This window comes from Streptomyces sp. NPDC000134, from assembly GCF_042899225.1.
Taxonomy (GTDB): domain Bacteria; phylum Actinomycetota; class Actinomycetes; order Streptomycetales; family Streptomycetaceae; genus Streptomyces.
This window is the reverse complement of record NZ_JBIAZN010000013.1, coordinates 162,847-180,846: the sequence shown is the minus strand read 5'-3', so window position 1 is coordinate 180,846 and position 18,000 is coordinate 162,847. Positions and strand designations below refer to the sequence as shown.

Here is an 18,000-nt window from a genome sequence, read left to right as displayed (position 1 = left end):
ACGCGACGCGCCCGCGCGACGACGACCCGGCCGAGCATGCCGCCCGCGCGACGACGACCCGGCCGAGCACGCCGCCCGCGCGACGACGACCCGGCCGAGCACGCCGCCCGCGCGACGACGACCCGGCCGAGCACGCCGCCCGCGCGACGACGACCCGCCTCAGCGCGTCCGCTCCGCCGCGGCCCGCCTGCGGCGCCACAGCACCAGGGGTACGGCGCCCGCGAGGGCGAGGCCCTCGGGTGCGGCCGACAGGGCCCCGGCCGCCGACGAGCGGGCGTCGAGGCCCGCCTGGTCGAAGGTGTCCGGCACCGGCAGGGTGTCCCAGTGGCTGACGGGCCAGGCGACCACGATGGCGCGGCCGATGACCTCGTCCACCGGGACCATGCCGTGGTTCTCGTCGCCCTGGTTGTAGCGGGAGTCCCGGGAGTTCTGCCGGTGGTCGCCCATGACCCAGATGTAGCCCTCGGGGACCTTGACCTTGAACCGGCCGCCCTGGTCGTCGTCGCTGCACGGCGTGTTGCCCGCGTAGACGTACGAGGACTCCTCCAGCGCCTTGCCGTTGACCTTGAGCGGGCCGGTGCCCTCGCACTCGACGGTGTCGCCGCCGACGCCGACGACCCGCTTGATGAGGTCCTTCTCCTCCGTGGACGGCATCAGGCCGATCCAGCCCAGGAAGGTCTGCAGGGCGTTGGGGTCGGTCGTCGGCTCGCCCGCCAGCCAGTCGTCGGGGTCGTGGAAGACGACGACCTCGCCGCGGTCGGGCTCGGAGCCGAACCACGGGGTGAGCTTGTCGACCAGCACCCGGTCGCCCTCGGTGAGGGTGTTCTGCATCGACGCGGAGGGGATGGAGAACGCCTGCACCAGGAACGTCTTGATGAGCAGGGCCAGCACCAGCGCGATGCCGATTAGCAGGGGCAACTCCTTCCAGAAGGAGCGCTGCTTCTTGGCCGGCCTCGGCGGCGGGGTGCCGTCGGGACTGGACGTCCCCCCGGGACCCGGCGCCCCGTCGGGACCGCCCGGCCCGGAGGAACCGCCGGAGCCCGGCGTACCGCCGCCGTCCGCCGTACCGCCCGGTCCCTGACCGCCGACCCTGTCGCGTCCGTCGCCGCGCCCGTCCGTCACCGCGCCGTCGCCGGCCGCCGGGGAGTCATTCCCGGTGACCGGAACGCCGTCCGTGGCCGGGGGGGCCGCTTCCACGGGGCGTCCGCGGTCCTCCTCGCCGCCGTGTCCGGACCGTGCGCCAACCGCCACATCCCCCACGCCAACTCCTTACTCCGTACCGCCGCCTGCCCCATGTCCGACGCAGGCCCACCACTCCCATAACGAGCGGGAGTTCCGCAGGGGTCGGGAGCTGGATCAATTCGTTCGATTCGTCGGGGGCAACCCTATGCGACGGGCCGGGGGCCGCGGTCGGCTCGGAGCCCGCGTCCGGGACGGACGCGTAGGTTTTCGGCTCCTTCAGGGTGCTCCAGTGGCCGAAGGGCCACACGATCATCATGGCGCGGCCGACCACCTCGTCCTCGGAGACCGTACCGAAGTCGGCCTCCTGGTGGGCGCGGGAGTCCGCCGAGTCGGCCCGGTGGTCGCCCATCACCCACAGCCGGCCCGTGGGGACGGTGACGTCGAAGCGCGTGGTGGAGGGGGCGTTGCCGGGGAAGAGGTAGTCCTCCTGGAGGGGGACGCCGTTGACGGTGACCCGGCCCTGGGCGTCACAGCACCTGACCCGGTCGCCGCCCACGCCGACCACGCGTTTGATGAGGTCCTGCTCGTCGTCGGAGGGCAGCAGGCCGATGAAGGTCAGCGCCTCCTTGACCTGCTTGACGACGACGGGGTCGTCCGCCGGGGCGGTCCGCTCGCCCTGGAGCCAGCCGCCGGGGTCGCGGAAGACGACGACGTCCCCGCGTGCGGGCCGGGACCCGAACCACGGGGTGAGCTTGTCGACCAGCACCCGGTCGCCGATCCGGATCGTCTGCTCCATGGAGCCCGACGGGATCACGAACGCCTGCACCAGGAAGGTCTTCAGCACGAGCGCTATCAGGACGGCGACCCCGACGAGAAGGGGTATCTCCTTGACGGCGCCGCGCCGGCGCCGCCGCTTGACCTTGCGCTGGAGCCTGCGCCGCTCCGCCCGGGAACGGCCGCCGGAGGGACCGCCCGCGCGGCGCGAGCCGGTCGGCAGCAGGTTCTCGGCGGGGCCGCCGGGCGCCCCCCGGGGCTTGCCGCGGCTACCCATCGCCGCCCCCGGCCCCGCCCGGCCCGTCCGCGTCGGCCGTAGCGGCGGGCACGCGCTCGTAGGCGTCGGGACGGTCCAGTCCCGACCTGGCGTGGCCGAACGGCCAGACGATCCAGTCGGCGCGGCCGACCACGTCGTCCACCGGGACCATGCCGCCGCCGGGAGAGCCGAGGTGGTCGCGGGAGTCGCTGGAGTCGCCGCGGTGGTCGCCGAGGACGAACAGCTTCCCGTCGGGCACGACGACGTCGAACCTCACCGCGGAGGGAGTGTCCCCCGGGTACAGGAACGCCGACTCGTCGACCGACCGGCCGTTCACCTGGACGCGTCCCTCCTGGTCGCAGCAGACCACATGGTCCCCTCCCACACCGACGACGCGCTTGATGTAGTCGCCCTGCCCGAAGGTCCCCGTGCCGTCGAACACGACGACGTCGCCCCGCTCGGGCCGGGCACCGAAACGGTACGCCAACTTGTTCACGAGCACGCGGTCGCCGATCCGCAGACCGCGTTCCATCGAGCCGCTGGGTATGCGGAAGGGCTGGAGCACGAAGGTGGAGAGCAGCAGCAGGAAGAGCAGCAGGATCAGCAGGGTGAGGGTGATCCGCCCGCCCGGGACCCACGGGGCGATCCGGTCCGCCAACGCGAAACGCGACCGTCCCTCCCGGCGCTCCGGTTCCGAGGGGTCCTCGGGTCCGGAAGGGCGGGGGGAGCGGTCGCGCTCCGTCGGCTGTGCTTCGGTGTCCATCGGGGCCAGATGCTATCCGGCCCCGGCAAGGACACCGTAAGAACACTCAGCTCTCGCGCTTCTCCTTGATCTTCGCGGCCTTGCCGCGCAGCTCACGGAGGTAGTACAGCTTCGCGCGGCGGACGTCACCGCGGGTGACCAGCTCGATCTTCTCCACGATCGGGGTGTGCACCGGGAAGGTGCGCTCGACGCCGACGGAGAAGGAGACCTTGCGGACCGTGAAGGTCTCGCGCACGCCGGAACCCTGGCGGCGGATGACCACGCCCTTGAACTGCTGCACACGGGAGCGGTTGCCCTCGATGACGCGGACGTGCACGTTGACGGTGTCGCCCGGACGGAAGGCCGGGATGTCGGTGCGCAGCGACGCGGAGTCGACGGTGTCGAGCAGGTGGGACATTTCGTCTGCTTTCCTCGCTGATGCCACAGGTCATCAACGGAAACTAGGTTCTCGTGGGTGAGCGTCGTGCGGTCGGGCGGCGTCGTCTCCCCCTGTGGCAGGGGCGCACACCGGACAGGCGCACAACAGCGGCCTATTCTTCCACGCCGTCCGTCCTGCGCCAAAATCGGCCGTACGGCTCCCCCGCCGGGTCCGGTTCCCAGCCCAGGATGGAGAGCATCTCCCGGTCCTTCTTGTCGAACGCCTTGGGGTCGCAGCCCTCGATCAGATCGGGCCGGTGGGCGGTCGTGCGCCGCAGGGCCTCGTCGCGGCGCCAGCGGGCGATCCTGCCGTGGTGGCCGCTGAGCAGCACGTCCGGGATGCCGTGCCCGCGCCAGTGCGGGGGCTTGGTGTAGACGGGCCCCTCCAGGAGGTTCGCCATGGCGCCGGGCGCGAAGGAGTCGTCGCGGTGCGACTCGGCGTTGCCGAGGACGCCGGGCAGCAGCCGGGCCACGGCCTCGGTGACGACCAGGACGGCCGCCTCGCCGCCCGCCAGCACGTAGTCGCCGATGGAGACCTCGTAGACGTCGATACGGGTCGCGTACTCGTCGACGACCCGGCGGTCGATGCCCTCGTAGCGGGCGGGCGTGAAGATCAGCCAGGGGCGTTCGGAGAGGTGGACGGCGAGTTCCTGGGTGAAGGGCCGGCCGCTGGGCGTGGGCACGACGAGGGCGGGCGCGCGGGAACCGGTCTCGTAGCCGTCGGCCAGGACGGTGTCCAGCGCCTCCCCCCAGGGCTCGGTCTTCATGACCATGCCGGGGCCGCCGCCGTAGGGGGTGTCGTCGACCGTGTTGTGCCGGTCGTACGTCCAGGCGCGCAGGTCGTGGACGTGCACGTCGAGCTGTCCGCGCACGCGTGCCTTGCCGACCAGGGAGACGTTCAGCGGTTCCAGGTACTCGGGGAAGATCGTGACGACGTCGAGCCGCATCAGGACGCGTCCTCGCGGGCGGAGGCGATCTCCGCGCGGTCGTCGATCAGTCCCGGCGGCGGGTCGATGACGGCCCGCTGCTCCTCCAGGTCGATCTCGGTGACGATCTCCGAGACGAACGGCACGTAGACCTCGCTGCCGTCGGGCCGCTCCACCACGAACAGGTCCTGGGTGGGCAGGTGGGAGATCTCGGTGATCCGGCCGACCTCGGTGCCGTCGGCGGTGACCACGTCGAGGTCGATCAACTGGTGGTCGTAGTACTCGTCCTCCTCCTCGGGCAGCACCTCCGGGTCCACCTCGGCGATCAGGAGGGTGTTGCGCAGGGCCTCGGCGCCGGTGCGGTCGTGGACGCCCTCGAAGCGCAGCAGCAGCCTGCCGCTGTGGACGCGGCCGGCGGCGATGGTGAGCGGCCCGGCGGAGGCGGGGTCCGTGGCCAGGACGGCGCCCGGGGCCAGCCGCAGCTCCGGTTCGTCGGTGCGGACCTCCACGGTGACCTCGCCCTTGATGCCGTGGGCGCGGCCGATGCGTGCGACTACCAGCTCCACTGTGTTCGTTCTCCTGTCATACGACTACGGGCCGGGGACGGCCCTGATGGCCTTCCCCGGCCCGAGCCGGTGTGCTGCGAAGCGTCAGCGGACGTCGTCCACGTCGACCAGGTCGACACGGACACCACGGCCGCCGATGGCGCCGACGACGGTGCGCAGCGCGCGGGCGGTACGGCCGTTGCGGCCGATCACCTTGCCGAGGTCGTCCGGGTGGACCCGGACCTCGAGCACGCGTCCGCGGCGCAGGTTGCGCGAGGCGACCTGCACATCGTCAGGGTTGTCGACGATGCCCTTCACGAGGTGCTCGAGAGCCTCCTCGAGCATGCTCAGGCCTCGGTCGACTCGGACTCGGCCGCGGCCTCGTCCTTCTTGTCGGCCTTCTTCTTCGGGGTGATGGCCTCACCCTTGCCCTCGTCGTCGCCGACGAGCGCCTCGAAGGACGGGCGGCCCGACTTCTCGGCCGGCTGGAGCAGCGGAGCCGGGGCGGGCTCGCCCTTGAACTTCTGCCAGTCGCCGGTCTTCTTGAGGATCGCGAGCACGGGCTCGGTCGGCTGCGCGCCGACGCTCAGCCAGTAGGCCACGCGCTCGGAGTCGACCTCCATGACCGACGGGTTGTACGTCGGGTGGTACTTGCCGATCTCCTCGATCGCACGACCGTCACGACGGGTACGGGAGTCGGCGACGACGATGCGGTAGTGAGGCGAACGGATCTTGCCCAGACGCTTCAGCTTGATCTTGACTGCCACGGGAGTGGGTTCTCCTGGATTTGACGTGGTTGGGCACGGCGAGACTGCCGCGTGGGGTTGCGGTACCCGAGTGCCCGATGGACGCGTCAGCCGGAGGAGAGAGGGGTCCTGTGCGACTGTCGAGTACAGCTAGCCATTGTGCCATACCCCGGGGGCCGCTTCCGGCCGCCGGTCAGCTCGCCGCCGCGCCCACCACCTCCGGGATACGGAACGGCTTCCCGCAGCCGCCGCACACGATCGGGGCCTGGGCCAGCACGGACGGGACGACCCGCACGTTGCGGCCGCAGTCGCAGACGGCCTTGACGCGGACGCCGCCGCCGGAGGAGCCGTGGCGGGCGGCGGGGCCGCGGAAGGTGCGGGCGGAGTCGGTCGCGGTCGCCGCGGTGTGCGCCTTCAGGGCGCGCTGGAGGCGCTCGATCGTCGGGCGGTAGCGGCGCTTGGCCTCGGGACTGAGCGTGACCAGGGAGAAGCCGCTGCTCGGATGCGGTTCCTCGGGATGGTCCAGGCCCAGTTCCTCGGCGATCGCGAGGAACCTGCGGTTGTGATACCGGCCGGCGCGGGAGGTGTCGCGTACTCCACGCGCGGCGGCGATGCCGTGGACTGCCTCATGGAGCAGTCGTTCGAAGGAGAGTTCGTGCCCGCAGGCGGACGACGATTCTCCGATCAGGGACTCGGGGGCGGCAAGGTCCGGCAGCTCGGTGTGGTGCCGCTGAATGTCGGCCCACGCCTGCGCCAGCTCTGCGGCGAGAACAGGTGGTGTCGTGCTCACGTAACGCCAACGAGCCGGGGTGCCGCTGTGTTCCTATTCCGGGGCATCCCAAATAATTTGCTCGTAGCCGTCAGTTTCCGCTGATGCGTCCCGACGAGGGCGGGTGCGCTGATCTGCGGAGAAGCCTCACAGCTCGTACCAAGGTGGTGCGTAGTCCGCGATACGCGCCGGCGCGTAGGCCCCGTCCACGCGCCGGCGCGGGTGGGATGGGCGCGGGCGCAAGGGGCGTTTCGGTCGCTCTCGCGCGCTGAGAAGCCATCGGGTGGGCGCGGGCGACGAGGGCGACGTTACCGGGTGCGTCCCCGCGTTCCGGCACCGGCCCGCCCTCGGCGACCGGCCGCCGTACGGTGACGCGGGCCCGGCCGGTCCGACCTGGCCGTTCGCCCCCGGGCGGCGCCCGCCCGCGACGGCAGCTCGCGGGTGCGGGCCGCCCACCGCCCGAAGGGGACGGCCGGGCGGTCGCCGGTCCGCGCGTGGACCCCGCCGCGGTGAGCCGGTCGCCCGGCTCGCGGACCTTGGCCGGAACCGCCTCGCCGCCCCGGCCCCGGGGACGGCCGCCCGTACCGGCGCGGGCCGCGGCGGCGCCCGCGACCCGCTGTCATCACCGTGCGGCCCGATCAGGCCACCCTCCACGCGCGTGGAGGGAAATCATTCGAACAGGGGTCTTTAGCGGGCTCAATTGTGCGGCTCAGGTTGCCGTCGTGTGAAATCTCGCCACATCCGCCGGGATCGGACGAACCGGGCCCCTCTACCACTGGACGACACGGCGAGCCCGGAGTTTCCTGGCATACGGGGGGAGTGCGAGCGCGACTCACGGGGGCGACGGAACCGGCAGGCGGAAACTCTCGGCGATTGGGGCGCTTTCCTATGACACCTACGCTCGTGCGCCGGCACCCGCCCCACGCGGGGGCGGCTCCCCACGTGGACCGGCGGGCACGCGCGCGTGACTGGTCGGAGATCCAGGAGCGGATGCTCGTACCGCTCTACGAGGCCGTCTACGAGCGACTCGACGTGGGCAGCGGTACCCGGCTGCTGGGTCTGGGATGCGGCTCGGGACTGGCCCTGCTGATGGCCGCCTCCCGGGGCGCGGCGGTGACCGGCGTGGACTCGGGCTCCCCGGAGAAGCTGGCGCTCGCCCGCGAACGCCTGCTGCCGGACGGACCGTACGGCACGCGCGTGCGTGCGGACGCCCGGATCGTCGAGGGCGCGCCCGGCGACGCCCGGGAGCCGGGGCGGCCGGCCTTCGGCCTGGTGACCGCCCTGGAGCCCATCGGCTGCCTGGCGGGCGACTCGGAGGGCCTGGGCCGGCTGATGGCGCAGGCGGCCCCGCTCGCCGAGCGCGGGGCGCCCGTGGTGCTGGCCGGCTGGGGCCCGCCGGAGCGCTGCGCCACCACCTCCGTGCTGCGGGTGGCCACCGAACTCGCCGACCCGCTGCGCGGCGCCCACGGTTGGCGCCCCGCCCACCGCGACGACCTGGAGGAGGTCGCGCACCGGGCCGGGCTGAGGCCGGACGGCTCGGGCCGGGTGGCCTGCCCCTTCGGGTACGCCGACACCGACAGCGCGCTGCGCGGGCTGCTGTCCACCGGGCTGTTCGACCCGGCGGTCGCCGCGACCGACCGGGCCCAGGTCGACAAGGAACTGACCGAGGCGCTCCACCCGTACCGGCGGCGCGACGGCACCGTGTGGATGCCGAACGTCTTCCGCTACCTGATCGCGCGCACGCCCTGACACTGCCGTTCCCGGCCCCGTGGGCGGGCCGCCGTCAGGTCTCCCGGGTGTCCTTGCGCAGCCGGGAGATGCCGGCGATGCGGTACGCCTCCGCCTCCTCCAGCGTCTCGTTCGCCAGCAGCGCCTCGGCGAGGGCGTCCAGGCGTTCCAGGTGGTCGCGCAGCTTGCGGCACGCCTCGTCGTAGCAGGCGTCGACGACCCGGCGCATCTCGCCGTCGATGGCGTCCAGTGTCCCGGGGGCGGCGGCCAGCCCGTACGCCTGCTGGGCGTCGTTGGGCAGCGCGGACAGGCGGCCCACCTGTTCGCTCATCCCCCAGCGGGCGACCATGCCCCGCGCGATCCGGGTGACCTGTTCGAGGTCGCTCTCCGACCCCGTCGTGATCACCCCGTAGACCACCTGTTCGGCCGCCATGCCGCCGAGCGCGCCGATGATCCGCCCGCGCAGGTACTCCTCGGTGTACGCGTACTTGTCCGCGTCCGGCGTCGACAGCGTCACCCCGAGCGCCCGCCCGCGCGGCACGATGGTGATCTTGCGGACCGGGTCGGCGCCCGGCTGGAGCATCCCCAGCAGGGCGTGCCCGCTCTCGTGGTAGGCGGTGCGGCGGCGCTCCTCCTCGGGCATCACCAGGGGGCGTTCGGCACCGAGCTGGACCTTCTCCAGCGCGTCCGACAGGTCGGCCGCCGTCACCCGGTCCTGCCGCCGCTTGACGGCGAGGAGGGCGGCCTCGTTGGCCAGGTTGGCCAGTTCCGCGCCGGTCATGCCGGGGGTGGTCCGGGCGACCCGCTCCAGGTCCACGTCGTCGGCGAGCGGGATCTCGCGGGTGTGGATGCGCAGGATGGCCGCCCGGCCGTCCCGGTCGGGCGGCGAGACGGTGACCACCCGGTCGAAGCGTCCGGGGCGGGTCAGGGCCGGATCGAGGATGTCGGCGCGGTTGGTGGCGGCGATGACGACGACGCCCTCCGAGCCGGAGAAGCCGTCCATCTCGGTCAGGATCTGGTTCAGCGTCTGCTCGCGCTCGTCGTGGCCGCCCATCCCGGCGCCGCCGCCGCGTGCCCGGCCGATGGTGTCGATCTCGTCGATGAAGATGATCGACGGCGCCACCTTGCGGGCCTCGGCGAACAGCTCCCGCACCCGGGAGGCGCCCACGCCGACGATCATCTCGATGAACTCCGACGCCGACGCCGAGAAGAACGGCACCCCCGCCTCCCCCGCCACCGCCCGCGCGAGCAGCGTCTTCCCGGTGCCGGGCGGGCCGGACAGCAGGACGCCGCGCGGCATCTTGGCGCCCATCCTGCGATAGGCGCCGGGGTTCTTCAGGAAGTCGACCACATCGCTCAGCTCGCCCTCCACCTCGTCGATACCGGCCACGTCCGCGAAGGTGGTGCGCCCGCGGCCCGGCTCCAGCTCGACCGGCTTGGGCGGCGCCTTGCGGCCCAGCATGCCGCCCGCGCCGCCGCCCAGGGCGCCCCTCATCCGCCGCGCGACGACCACCCACAGGACGACCAGGAGCAGCATCGGCGCCAGCGAGATCAGCAGGTTGGCGAGGAAGCCGCGGTGCTGGACGACGGGTTCGGCCGTGACGGTGACACGGTTCCGGGTGAGGTCCTCCCAGAGCCGGTCGTCGGCGAAGGTCGGCCGCTCGGTCTGGAACTTGGTGTACGTCCCGTCGCCCCCGGGCTTGTCCCGGGCCTTCCTGAGCTGGCCCTGGATGGCGTCGCCCTTGGCGTAGATCTTGCTGACGTTGCCCTCGTCGACCTGCTTGCTGAACTCCGTGTAGGAGATGGTCGGCTCGTCGCCCCCGTCGAAGAAGGACAGCACCAGGTTGGCGAGGAGGTACACGACCAGCGCGGTCAGCACCAGGCTCCACCAATTGCCGCGCCTGCGCCGCCCGCCCGGCGCCGGTTCCGGCGGCTCCTCGGGCGTGCCCTCGGTACGCCAGGGCGGCTCGGGCGCCTTGCGCGGCGGGGAGGGATTGGTCATACCGGGACGTTACGACAGGAAGGGCGCGCACGCCCGCGCGTATACGGCAGTGGGGGCGCCCCCCCAGCGGGAGGGCGCCCCCAGTGCCGTACCGAGGTACCGGCCTGCCGGCGTACGCGACTGTCGACAGGCCGACGAGGAAACCGTCAGCCCATGAACTTCTTGAACTCGTCCGGCAGCTCGAAGTCCTGGCCGCCCTGCTGCGGCAGCCCGAGCGCGCCGCCGGCCTGAGCGGCGGCGGCGCGGCGGGCGGCCTCCTCCTGCTCCTGCTGCTTGCGCTTCATCGGGTTGCCGGAGCGCTGCTTGCCCTTGGCCTTCTTCTGCTGCTTCTTCTGCCGGCCCGGACCGCCCCCCATGCCCGGCAGCCCCGGCATCCCGGGCATTCCGCCGCCCTGGGCCATCCGGGACATCATCTTGCGGGCCTCGAAGAACCGCTCGACCAGGTTCTTCACCGCGCTGACCTCGACGCCGGAACCCTTGGCGATACGGGCGCGGCGCGAGCCGTTGATGATCGTCGGGTCCTGGCGCTCGCCCGGGGTCATCGACTTGATGATCGCGGCGGTGCGGTCAACGTCCCGCTCGTCGAGGTTGTTGATCTGGTCCTTGATCTGGCCCATGCCGGGCAGCATGCCGAGCAGCTTGGAGATGCTGCCCATCTTCCTGACCTGCTCCATCTGGGCCAGGAAGTCGTCCAGGGTGAAGTCCTGGCCCTTCTTGGACGCCAGCTTGGAGGCCATCTTCTCGGCCTCTTCCTGACTGAACGTCTTCTCCGCCTGCTCGATCAGGGTGAGCAGGTCACCCATGTCGAGGATGCGGGAGGCCATCCGGTCCGGGTGGAAGGCGTCGAAGTCCTCCAGCTTCTCGCCGTTGGACGCGAACATGATCGGCTTGCCGGTCACGGACGCGATCGACAGGGCGGCACCGCCGCGGGCGTCGCCGTCGAGCTTGGACAGGACGACACCGTCGAAGCCGACGCCGTCGCGGAACGCCTCGGCGGTGTTGACCGCGTCCTGGCCGATCATCGCGTCCACGACGAAGAGGATCTCGTCGGGCGAGACGGCGTCGCGGATGTCCGCGGCCTGCTGCATCAGCTCGGCGTCGATGCCGAGGCGGCCGGCGGTGTCCACGATGACGATGTCGTGGACCTTGGACTTCGCGTACTCGATGGAGTCCTTGGCGACCTTGACCGGGTCGCCCACGCCGTTGCCCGGTTCGGGGGCGTAGACGGCGACGGAGGCCCGCTCGGCGACGACGCTGAGCTGGTTGACCGCGTTGGGGCGCTGGAGGTCGGCGGCGACCAGGATCGGCGAGTGGCCCTGCTCCTTGAGCCACCGGCCGAGCTTGCCCGCGAGGGTGGTCTTGCCGGCACCCTGGAGACCGGCCAGCATGATCACGGTCGGCGGGTTCTTGGCGAAGCGCAGCCGGCGGGTCTCGCCGCCCAGGATCTTGATCAGCTCATCGTTGACGATCTTGATGATCTGCTGGGCGGGGTTGAGTGCCTTGGAGACCTCGGCCCCGAGGGCGCGCTCCTTGACGCTCTTGATGAACGCGCGGACGACGGGGAGGGCCACGTCGGCTTCGAGGAGGGCGATGCGGATCTCGCGGGCCGTGGCGTCGATGTCCGCTTCGGACAGCCGCCCCTTGCCGCGCAGGTTCTTGAAAGTCGCTGAGAGGCGATCGGAGAGGGTATCGAACACGGCGGCGTAGGTCCTCGGAGTCGGGGGCGTTTGGGCTGCCCTCCAGGGTATCCGGCCTGGCAAGAGAAAAGTCCCCGCCCACGGGAAGAGGGAGCGGGCGGGGACGGGGCGCTCACCCCCGCAGCGTCTCCTCCAGTGCCCTCGCCACCGTCGCCGCCTCCTCGCCCGGGAGGGGGGAGCCGGCCTGCCCGGTGACGTAGAAGGCGTCGACCGCGTTGGCGCCCAGCGTGGAGACATGGGCGCTGCGGACGCGTACGCCTGCCTGCTCCAGGGCGCGGCCGATGCGGAACAGCAGGCCGGGGGCGTCCTGGGCGCGGACCTCGATCACCGTGGCGGAGCGGGACGCCGCCGGGGCGACCGTCACGCGCGGCGGGGGTGCGACCACGCCCCGGCGCCGGGGGTAGGCGGCGTCCCGTTCGGCGAGGCGGGCGGCGATGTCCAGGGAGCCGTCGAGGGCGCGGACCAGGTCGGCGCGGAGCCGGGCGGCCTGCGGCAGCGAGCCGAACTCGGCGGCGACCCGCCAGTCCAGGAGCAGGACGGAGCCTTCGACGGCGTCCGGCAGCGGCACCGACCGCAGTTCGGCGGTGCGTACGGTCAGCCGGTGCACGGCCAGCACTCCGGCGACCGCGGGGAGCACCCCCGGCTGGTCGGGTACGGCGATCAGCAGTTCGACGCCGAGGGGTTCCTGCCCGGCCGCCGGTTCGGCCGGCTGCTCCGCCGGGGTCTCGGTCTGGGCGCGCAGCGCGAGCACCGGGCCGCCGGTGCGGAAGGACTCGACGGCGAGCCGTTCCTGCTCGGCGGTGGGCGCGGCGGCCTCGGGGTCCGCCGGGCGGTCCCCGGAGAGCACCGCCGAGACCCGTTTCACCAGGTCGGCGACGAGCGAGCCGCGCCAGGAGGACCAGGCGGCGGGCCCGGTGGCCAGGGCGTCGGCCTCGGTGAGGGCGTGCAGCAGTTCCAGGGTGCCCTGGGTGCCGACGGCGTCGGCGACCGCGCGCACGGTGGCGGGGTCGTCGAGGTCGCGCCGGGTGGCGGTCTCGATCAGCAGCAGGTGGTGGCGGACGAGGGTGGCCAGGACGGAGACGTCGGCGCGGTCGAAGCCGACGCGGGCGGCGACGTCCTTGGCGATGATCTCACCGGCCACCGAGTGGTCGCCGGGCCACCCCTTGCCGATGTCGTGCAGCAGCGCGGCGACGAGCAGCAGGTCGGGGCGGTGCACCCGGCGGGTGAACGAGGAGGCGCGGACCGCCGTCTCGATGAGGTGCCGGTCGACGGTCCACACGTGCACGGCGTTGCGCTGGGGGCGGCAGCGCACCCGTTCCCAGTCCGGCAGCAGCCGGGTGACCAGCCCTTCGGCCTCCAGTGCCTCCCAGACCTCGACGGTGGGGCGGCCGGAGCCGAGCAGGGTCACCAGTTGCTCCCGGGCCTCGGCGGGCCAGGGCGCGGGCAGGGGGCGCGCGGTGGCGGCAAGGCGCCGTACGGCGTGCAGGGAGAGCGGGAGCCCGGCCTGTGCGGCGGCGGCCGCGGCACGCAGCGGGAGCACGGGGTCGCGGTCGGGGCGCGCGGCGCGGGCGAGCACCACCTCGCCGTCCTGTTCGACGACGCCCTCGGCGAGCGGGGAGCGTTCGGCGGTGGGTTTGGCGCCGCCGAGCATGGCGCGCAGCCGGGGCCGTACCGACCGGGCCCGCAGGACGCGTCCGACCTCGCGCCAGGTGACGTCGCTGGCGTAGGAGACGGTGCGGGCCGCCTCGTAGACCTGGCGCAGCAGGGTGTCGGCGTCGAGCAGGCCGAGTTCGGCGGCGACCTGGTCCTGTTCCTGGAGGGCGAGCCGGTCGGTGGCGCGGCCGGTGGCGAGGTGGAGGGCGTCGCGGACGTCGAGGAGGCGGCGGCGGGCGTCGGCGAGTCCCTCGCGGGGGGCGTCGGCGAGCCAGGAGGCGGCGACGGCGCGCAGGGCGGTGGCGTCGCGCAGGCCGCCGCGGGCCTCCTTGAGGTCGGGTTCGAGGAGGTACTGGAGTTCGCCCTGGCGTTCGGCGCGTTCGGCGCAGAGTTCCTGGAGTTCGGGGAGGCGCTTGGGGGCCTGGTTGCGCCAGTCGGCGAGGACGGTGGTGCGCAGGGCGGAGGTGAGGCCGAGGTCGCCGGCGAGGTGGCGGGCGTCGAGCAGGCCCAGGTGGACCTTGAGGTCCTCGCCCGCCGTCCGGCGGGCCTCCGCCGGCGTACGGACCGAGTGGTCGAGGGCGAGGCCGAGGTCCCAGACGGGGTACCAGAGCCGGTCGGCGAGGGCGGCGACCGCCTTGTCGTCACCGCCGTCGTGCAGCAGGAGCAGGTCCAGGTCGCTGCGGGGGGACAGTTCGGCGCGGCCGTAGCCGCCGACCGCGACCAGGGAGACGCCTCTGAGGCCCTCGGCGGCGGCGGCGAAGAGGCCGGCCAGCCAGTCGTCCGTCAGTTCGGCGAGGGCGGCGCGGCGCGGTGGCCCGGACCGCGCCCCCTCGGTGAGGAGGCGCAGCCGGGCCGCCGCGTAGCCGCTGGGTCCCGAGTCCTCTGCTTCGTTCGCCACGTCCGTACTCGTCACCCAGCGACTCCTGTTCGTTTCGGTGTCAGAGCGCGTCCGGGCCGCGCTCGCCGGTCCGGACCCGGACGGCCGTCTCGACCGGCACGGCCCAGACCTTGCCGTCACCGATCTTGCCGGTCCGGGCGGCCTTGACGACGACTTCGATGAGCTGTTCGGCGTCGTCGTCCTCGACCAGCACCTCGATGCGGATCTTGGGGACGAGGTCGACGGTGTACTCCGCGCCGCGGTAGACCTCGGTGTGGCCGCGCTGGCGGCCGTAGCCGCTGGCCTCGGTGACGGTCAGGCCGTGGACGCCGAACGCCTGGAGGGCTTCCTTGATCTCGTCCAGCCGGTGCGGCTTGACGACGGCGGTGATGAGCTTCATGCGTCCACCTTCTTGCTCTCGGCCTGGGCCAGGGGGGTCGGCACGGCGGTCCGGGCGGCGCCACCGCCGGCGCCGCTGAAGTCGTATGCGGTCTCGGCGTGCTCGGCCTGGTCGATGCCGGCCACCTCGTCGTCCTCGGAGACCCGCATGCCGATGGTCCGGTCGAGCAGGAAGGCGAGGAGCGCGGAGACCGCCAGGGAGTAGGCGAGGACGCCGAAGACGCCGGCGCACTGCTTCCAGAACTGGTCCAGGCCGCCGCCGTAGAAGAGGCCCGCGACGTCGGACTGGCCCTTGCCGGTGGCGAAGAAGCCGATGAGGAGGGAGCCGAGGATGCCGCCGACGAGGTGGACGCCGACCACGTCGAGGGAGTCGTCGTAACCGAAGCGGTACTTCAGGCCCACGGCCATGGCGCACAGCACACCGGCGATGACGCCGATGGCGATGGCGCCGAGCGGGGAGACCGCGCCGCCGGAGGGGGTGACGGCGACCAGGCCGGCGACGGCGCCGGAGGCGGCGCCCAGCGTGGTGAAGGCGCCGTGGCGGATCTTCTCGTAGGCGAGCCAGCCGAGGACGGCGGAGGCGGTGGCGACCTGGGTGTTGACGAACATCAGCGCGCCGACGCCGTCGTCGTTGCCGAGCCAGGAGCCGGCGTTGAAGCCGAACCAGCCGAACCACAGCAGGCCCGCGCCGAGCATGACCAGCGGCAGGCTGTGCGGGCGCATCGGGTCCTTCTTGAAGCCGATCCGCTTGCCGATGACGAGGATCACGCCGAGTGCCGCGGCACCGGCGTTGATGTGCACGGCCGTACCGCCCGCGAAGTCGATCACGCCCAGCTCGAAGGCCCAGCCGCCCGCGCCCCAGACCCAGTGGGCGACCGGGAAGTACACGATCGTGGCCCACAGGGCGATGAAGAGGGCCCACGCGGTGAACTTCACGCGGTCCGCGAGGGCGCCGCTGATCAGGGCGGGCGTGATGATCGCGAACATGAGCTGGAAGACGAGGAAGACGAAGACCGGGATGGTGTAGCCGTCCCACAGCTCGGTCAGGCCGATGTCGCTCAGGCCCACCCAGTCGGAGTTCCAGCCGACAACGGAGCCGGAGTCCGTGCCGAACGCCATGGAGAAGCCGTACAGCACCCACAGGACGGTGACGATGCCGAGGCTGATGAAGCTCATCATCAGCATGTTCAGGGTGCTCTTGACGCGGACCATGCCTCCGTAGAAGAAGGCCAGGCCGGGGGTCATGAGCATCACCAGGGCGGAACAGATGAGCATGAACCCTGTGTTGGCGGCAGAGAGCGTGGGCGTCTCTGCGGCAAGGGTGATGGCTGATGCCATCGGCGTCTCCTCGTCGTTGGTACGGCCCCGTGCGGGCGAAGCCTGAGCGGGCTGTGAGGGGTGGGCCGGTTATGCGCCACGAGATTGGCGCAGCGCGGTTTCGGTGGGCGCCCCTCGTTGTTTCGCCGCCGTGACGAAGGCTCCGTACGTGTTACGCGTGGGTGAACCGCCGGAATCGGGCTCGCCCGATCGTTATCGTGCCGCAACCAACGGGACCGGCCGCGGTGACCCTCCGACGACCTGGCACGGGGGAGCCGAGTCGGGCAGTTCGGGAGGGCCGGCCGCGGCCGGGGTCGGTGGGGGCCGGACCGCTCAGGCGGTCTCGGGCAGCTCGACGGCGAGGCGTTCGGTGAGGTCGACGACCTCGGCGAGGTCGCCGAAGTCGCGTACGGCCGTGTCGACCGTCTTGCGGATGCGGGTGTTGACGCGTTCGGAGCGGACCTTCCTGGCGATGCCCATGGCCTCGGTGACCAGTCCGGCGCTCTGCTCGGGCTCCCTGCGCAGCAGGTGCACGGTGGCCATGCCGACCAGGTTCAGTGCGTACGACCGCTGGTGCTCGTCGTCGTCGGCGAAAAGCTCCACGGCGCTGCGCATCAGCGGCTCGGCGAGCGAGGCGTAGGCGGGGCTGCGGCCTGCCACGTAGGCCAGGTCGCGGAAGGAGTGGGAGGTCTCCCCGTACAGCTCGGCCTCGGAGAAGAAGCGAATCCAGTCGGGGTCGGGCTCGTCCCAGTCGTCGGCCTCGGCGAAGGTGTCCTCGGCCATCCGCACGGCCCGCTTGCACCGGCCGGGCTGTCCCATATTGGCGTAGGCGCGGGCCTCCATCGCATACAGCATCGCCTGGGTGCGCGGGCTCGCGCAGTCCCGGCTGCCGTACTGCGCGAGGTGGATCAGCTCCAGGGCGTCGTCGGGCCGGCCGAGGTGGATCATCTGGCGGCTCATGCTGGAGAGCACATAGGAGCCGAGCGGCCGGTCGCCGGCCTCCTTGGCGGCGTGCAGGGCGAGGACGAAGTACTTCTGCGCGGTGGGCTGGAGCCCCACGTCGTACGACATCCAGCCGGCCAGCTCGGCCAGCTCGGCGGCGACCTTGAACAGCTTGGCCCGGGTGGGGCCCGGCTGGGGTTCCTGGAGGAGGTCGGTGACCTCGTGGAGCTGGCCGACGACCGCCTTGCGGCGCAGGCCGCCGCCGCACTGGGCGTCCCAGCGGCGGAACATCACGGTGGTGGTCTCCAGCAGGTCCAGCTCGGGCTTGGACAGGCGGCCCCGGGCGCGGGTGGCGGGCACCGGCTCGGGATCGGCGGCCAGGGCCGTCGAGGAGGGGACCAGCCAGCGCTGCATCGGTTCGATGAGGGAGGGGCCGGCGGAGAGGGCCAGCGAGGTGCCGAGGAAGCCGCGCCGGGCCAGCATCAGGTCGCTGCGCGAGAACTCGCTGAGCAGGGCCACGGTCTGCGGGGCCGTCCACGGCAGGTCGACGCCGGTGGCGGAGGGCACGGGGCGGCCGGTGCGCAGGCCGAGGTCCTCGACCGGGACGACGACGCCGAAGCGCTCGGAGAACAGCTCGGACAGGATGCGCGGGATCGGCTCGCGCGGGTTCTCGCCGTCCAGCCAGCGGCGCACCCGGGAGGTGTCGGTGGAGATGTGGTTGGCGCCCAACTGGCGGGCGCGGCGGTTGACCTGCCGGGCCAGCTCGCCCTTGGACCAGCCGCTGCGCACGAACCACGAGGTGAGCAGCTCGTTGGGACGCTTCTCGGGGTGCGGGGCGCTGCCCGCGCCCGCTCCGCCGCCTCCGGTGCCGCTCACTGGAACGCCCCCATTCTCACTGCCGCTGTCGCCGGGTGGGCCAAGCCCTATCAGAATTCCGGCGGCCGCGGCTGCCCGTCCGGCATTTATCACCCGTCGAACGGAAAGCCGAATTGCCTCCGGCATAGTCA

16 protein-coding genes are annotated in these 18,000 nt (G+C 72.5%); 1 reads left to right on the top strand and 15 read right to left on the bottom strand.

Going from position 1 to position 18,000, the window contains the following annotated elements:
• Positions 1 to 159 precede the first annotated feature (159 nt).
• From lepB (ACFY32_RS21195) to ACFY32_RS21155, 9 genes are all read right to left on the bottom strand, one after another.
• Entirely contained in the window at positions 160 to 1,260 is a 1,101-nt protein-coding gene (gene lepB, locus ACFY32_RS21195) for a signal peptidase I (protein ID WP_390674945.1), read from the bottom strand.
• On the bottom strand, positions 1,148 to 2,233 hold the full coding sequence (gene lepB, locus ACFY32_RS21190) for a signal peptidase I (RefSeq protein WP_390674944.1): 1,086 nt from the start codon (positions 2,231 to 2,233) through the stop codon (positions 1,148 to 1,150). The genes lepB (ACFY32_RS21195) and lepB (ACFY32_RS21190) overlap by 113 nt, the downstream gene beginning before the upstream one ends.
• Positions 2,226 to 2,975: a signal peptidase I gene (gene lepB / locus ACFY32_RS21185; RefSeq protein ID WP_359193489.1), complete on the bottom strand. Its 750-nt coding sequence runs from the start codon at positions 2,973 to 2,975 to the stop codon at positions 2,226 to 2,228. Before lepB (ACFY32_RS21185) ends, lepB (ACFY32_RS21190) begins: the two co-directional genes overlap by 8 nt.
• 46 nt (positions 2,976 to 3,021) lie before the next feature.
• A complete protein-coding gene (rplS, locus tag ACFY32_RS21180; RefSeq protein ID WP_359193492.1) occupies positions 3,022 to 3,372 on the bottom strand; it encodes a 50S ribosomal protein L19 in 351 nt (116 codons plus the stop codon).
• Between the two features lie 133 nt (positions 3,373 to 3,505).
• On the bottom strand, positions 3,506 to 4,339 hold the full coding sequence (trmD, locus tag ACFY32_RS21175; RefSeq protein ID WP_359193495.1) for a tRNA (guanosine(37)-N1)-methyltransferase TrmD: 834 nt from the start codon (positions 4,337 to 4,339) through the stop codon (positions 3,506 to 3,508).
• Positions 4,339 to 4,884 carry a ribosome maturation factor RimM gene (gene rimM, locus ACFY32_RS21170; protein ID WP_359193497.1) on the bottom strand — a complete coding sequence of 182 codons (546 nt, stop codon included), beginning with the start codon at positions 4,882 to 4,884 and terminating at the stop codon, positions 4,339 to 4,341. Before rimM ends, trmD begins: the two co-directional genes overlap by 1 nt.
• Before the next feature lie 84 nt (positions 4,885 to 4,968).
• Positions 4,969 to 5,208 carry an RNA-binding protein gene (locus tag ACFY32_RS21165; protein WP_030612780.1) on the bottom strand — a complete coding sequence of 80 codons (240 nt, stop codon included), beginning with the start codon at positions 5,206 to 5,208 and terminating at the stop codon, positions 4,969 to 4,971.
• A 2-nt stretch (positions 5,209 to 5,210) separates the two neighbouring features.
• On the bottom strand, positions 5,211 to 5,630 hold the full coding sequence (gene rpsP, locus ACFY32_RS21160; protein ID WP_359193500.1) for a 30S ribosomal protein S16: 420 nt from the start codon (positions 5,628 to 5,630) through the stop codon (positions 5,211 to 5,213).
• 172 nt (positions 5,631 to 5,802) lie between these two features.
• A complete protein-coding gene (locus ACFY32_RS21155) occupies positions 5,803 to 6,399 on the bottom strand; it encodes a hypothetical protein (RefSeq protein ID WP_359193503.1) in 597 nt (198 codons plus the stop codon).
• 867 nt (positions 6,400 to 7,266) lie between these two features.
• Between ACFY32_RS21155 and ACFY32_RS21150 the strand changes: the two genes are divergently transcribed.
• Positions 7,267 to 8,127 carry an SAM-dependent methyltransferase gene (locus ACFY32_RS21150; RefSeq protein ID WP_359193505.1) on the top strand — a complete coding sequence of 287 codons (861 nt, stop codon included), beginning with the start codon at positions 7,267 to 7,269 and terminating at the stop codon, positions 8,125 to 8,127.
• Between the two features lie 34 nt (positions 8,128 to 8,161).
• Here the strand turns inward: ACFY32_RS21150 and ftsH are convergent, their stop codons facing one another.
• The 6 genes from ftsH to ACFY32_RS21120 form a co-directional block, all read right to left on the bottom strand.
• On the bottom strand, positions 8,162 to 10,108 hold the full coding sequence (ftsH, locus tag ACFY32_RS21145; protein ID WP_390674943.1) for an ATP-dependent zinc metalloprotease FtsH: 1,947 nt from the start codon (positions 10,106 to 10,108) through the stop codon (positions 8,162 to 8,164).
• 146 nt (positions 10,109 to 10,254) lie between these two features.
• Entirely contained in the window at positions 10,255 to 11,805 is a 1,551-nt protein-coding gene (gene ffh, locus ACFY32_RS21140; protein WP_359193510.1) for a signal recognition particle protein, read from the bottom strand.
• A gap of 112 nt (positions 11,806 to 11,917) precedes the next feature.
• Entirely contained in the window at positions 11,918 to 14,371 is a 2,454-nt protein-coding gene (locus ACFY32_RS21135) for a [protein-PII] uridylyltransferase (protein ID WP_359193513.1), read from the bottom strand.
• 25 nt (positions 14,372 to 14,396) lie between these two features.
• Positions 14,397 to 14,735 (bottom strand): P-II family nitrogen regulator, encoded by a 339-nt coding sequence (locus ACFY32_RS21130; protein ID WP_359193516.1) that lies wholly within the window; start codon positions 14,733 to 14,735, stop codon positions 14,397 to 14,399.
• The gene (locus ACFY32_RS21125) at positions 14,732 to 16,072 is read right to left on the bottom strand and encodes an ammonium transporter (protein ID WP_359193519.1); all 1,341 of its coding nucleotides are present in this window, start codon (positions 16,070 to 16,072) and stop codon (positions 14,732 to 14,734) included. Before ACFY32_RS21125 ends, ACFY32_RS21130 begins: the two co-directional genes overlap by 4 nt.
• A gap of 312 nt (positions 16,073 to 16,384) precedes the next feature.
• Positions 16,385 to 17,869 carry a hypothetical protein gene (locus ACFY32_RS21120; RefSeq protein ID WP_359193521.1) on the bottom strand — a complete coding sequence of 495 codons (1,485 nt, stop codon included), beginning with the start codon at positions 17,867 to 17,869 and terminating at the stop codon, positions 16,385 to 16,387.
• Between the last annotated feature and the right edge of the window lie 131 nt (positions 17,870 to 18,000).

Bases quoted from the DNA above. Each gene is read 5' to 3' on its own strand.
- lepB (WP_390674944.1), bottom strand. From the start codon at position 2,233: ATGGGTAGCCGCGGCAAGCCCCGGGGGGCGCCCGGCGGCCCCGCCGAG.
- lepB (WP_359193489.1), bottom strand. From the start codon at position 2,975: ATGGACACCGAAGCACAGCCGACGGAGCGCGACCGCTCCCCCCGCCCT.
- rplS (WP_359193492.1), bottom strand. From the start codon at position 3,372: ATGTCCCACCTGCTCGACACCGTCGACTCCGCGTCGCTGCGCACCGAC.
- trmD (WP_359193495.1), bottom strand. From the start codon at position 4,339: ATGCGGCTCGACGTCGTCACGATCTTCCCCGAGTACCTGGAACCGCTG.
- ACFY32_RS21165 (WP_030612780.1), bottom strand. From the start codon at position 5,208: ATGCTCGAGGAGGCTCTCGAGCACCTCGTGAAGGGCATCGTCGACAAC.
- ACFY32_RS21150 (WP_359193505.1), top strand. From the start codon at position 7,267: ATGACACCTACGCTCGTGCGCCGGCACCCGCCCCACGCGGGGGCGGCT.
- ftsH (WP_390674943.1), bottom strand. From the start codon at position 10,108: ATGACCAATCCCTCCCCGCCGCGCAAGGCGCCCGAGCCGCCCTGGCGT.
- ACFY32_RS21130 (WP_359193516.1), bottom strand. From the start codon at position 14,735: ATGAAGCTCATCACCGCCGTCGTCAAGCCGCACCGGCTGGACGAGATC.
- ACFY32_RS21125 (WP_359193519.1), bottom strand. From the start codon at position 16,072: ATGGCATCAGCCATCACCCTTGCCGCAGAGACGCCCACGCTCTCTGCC.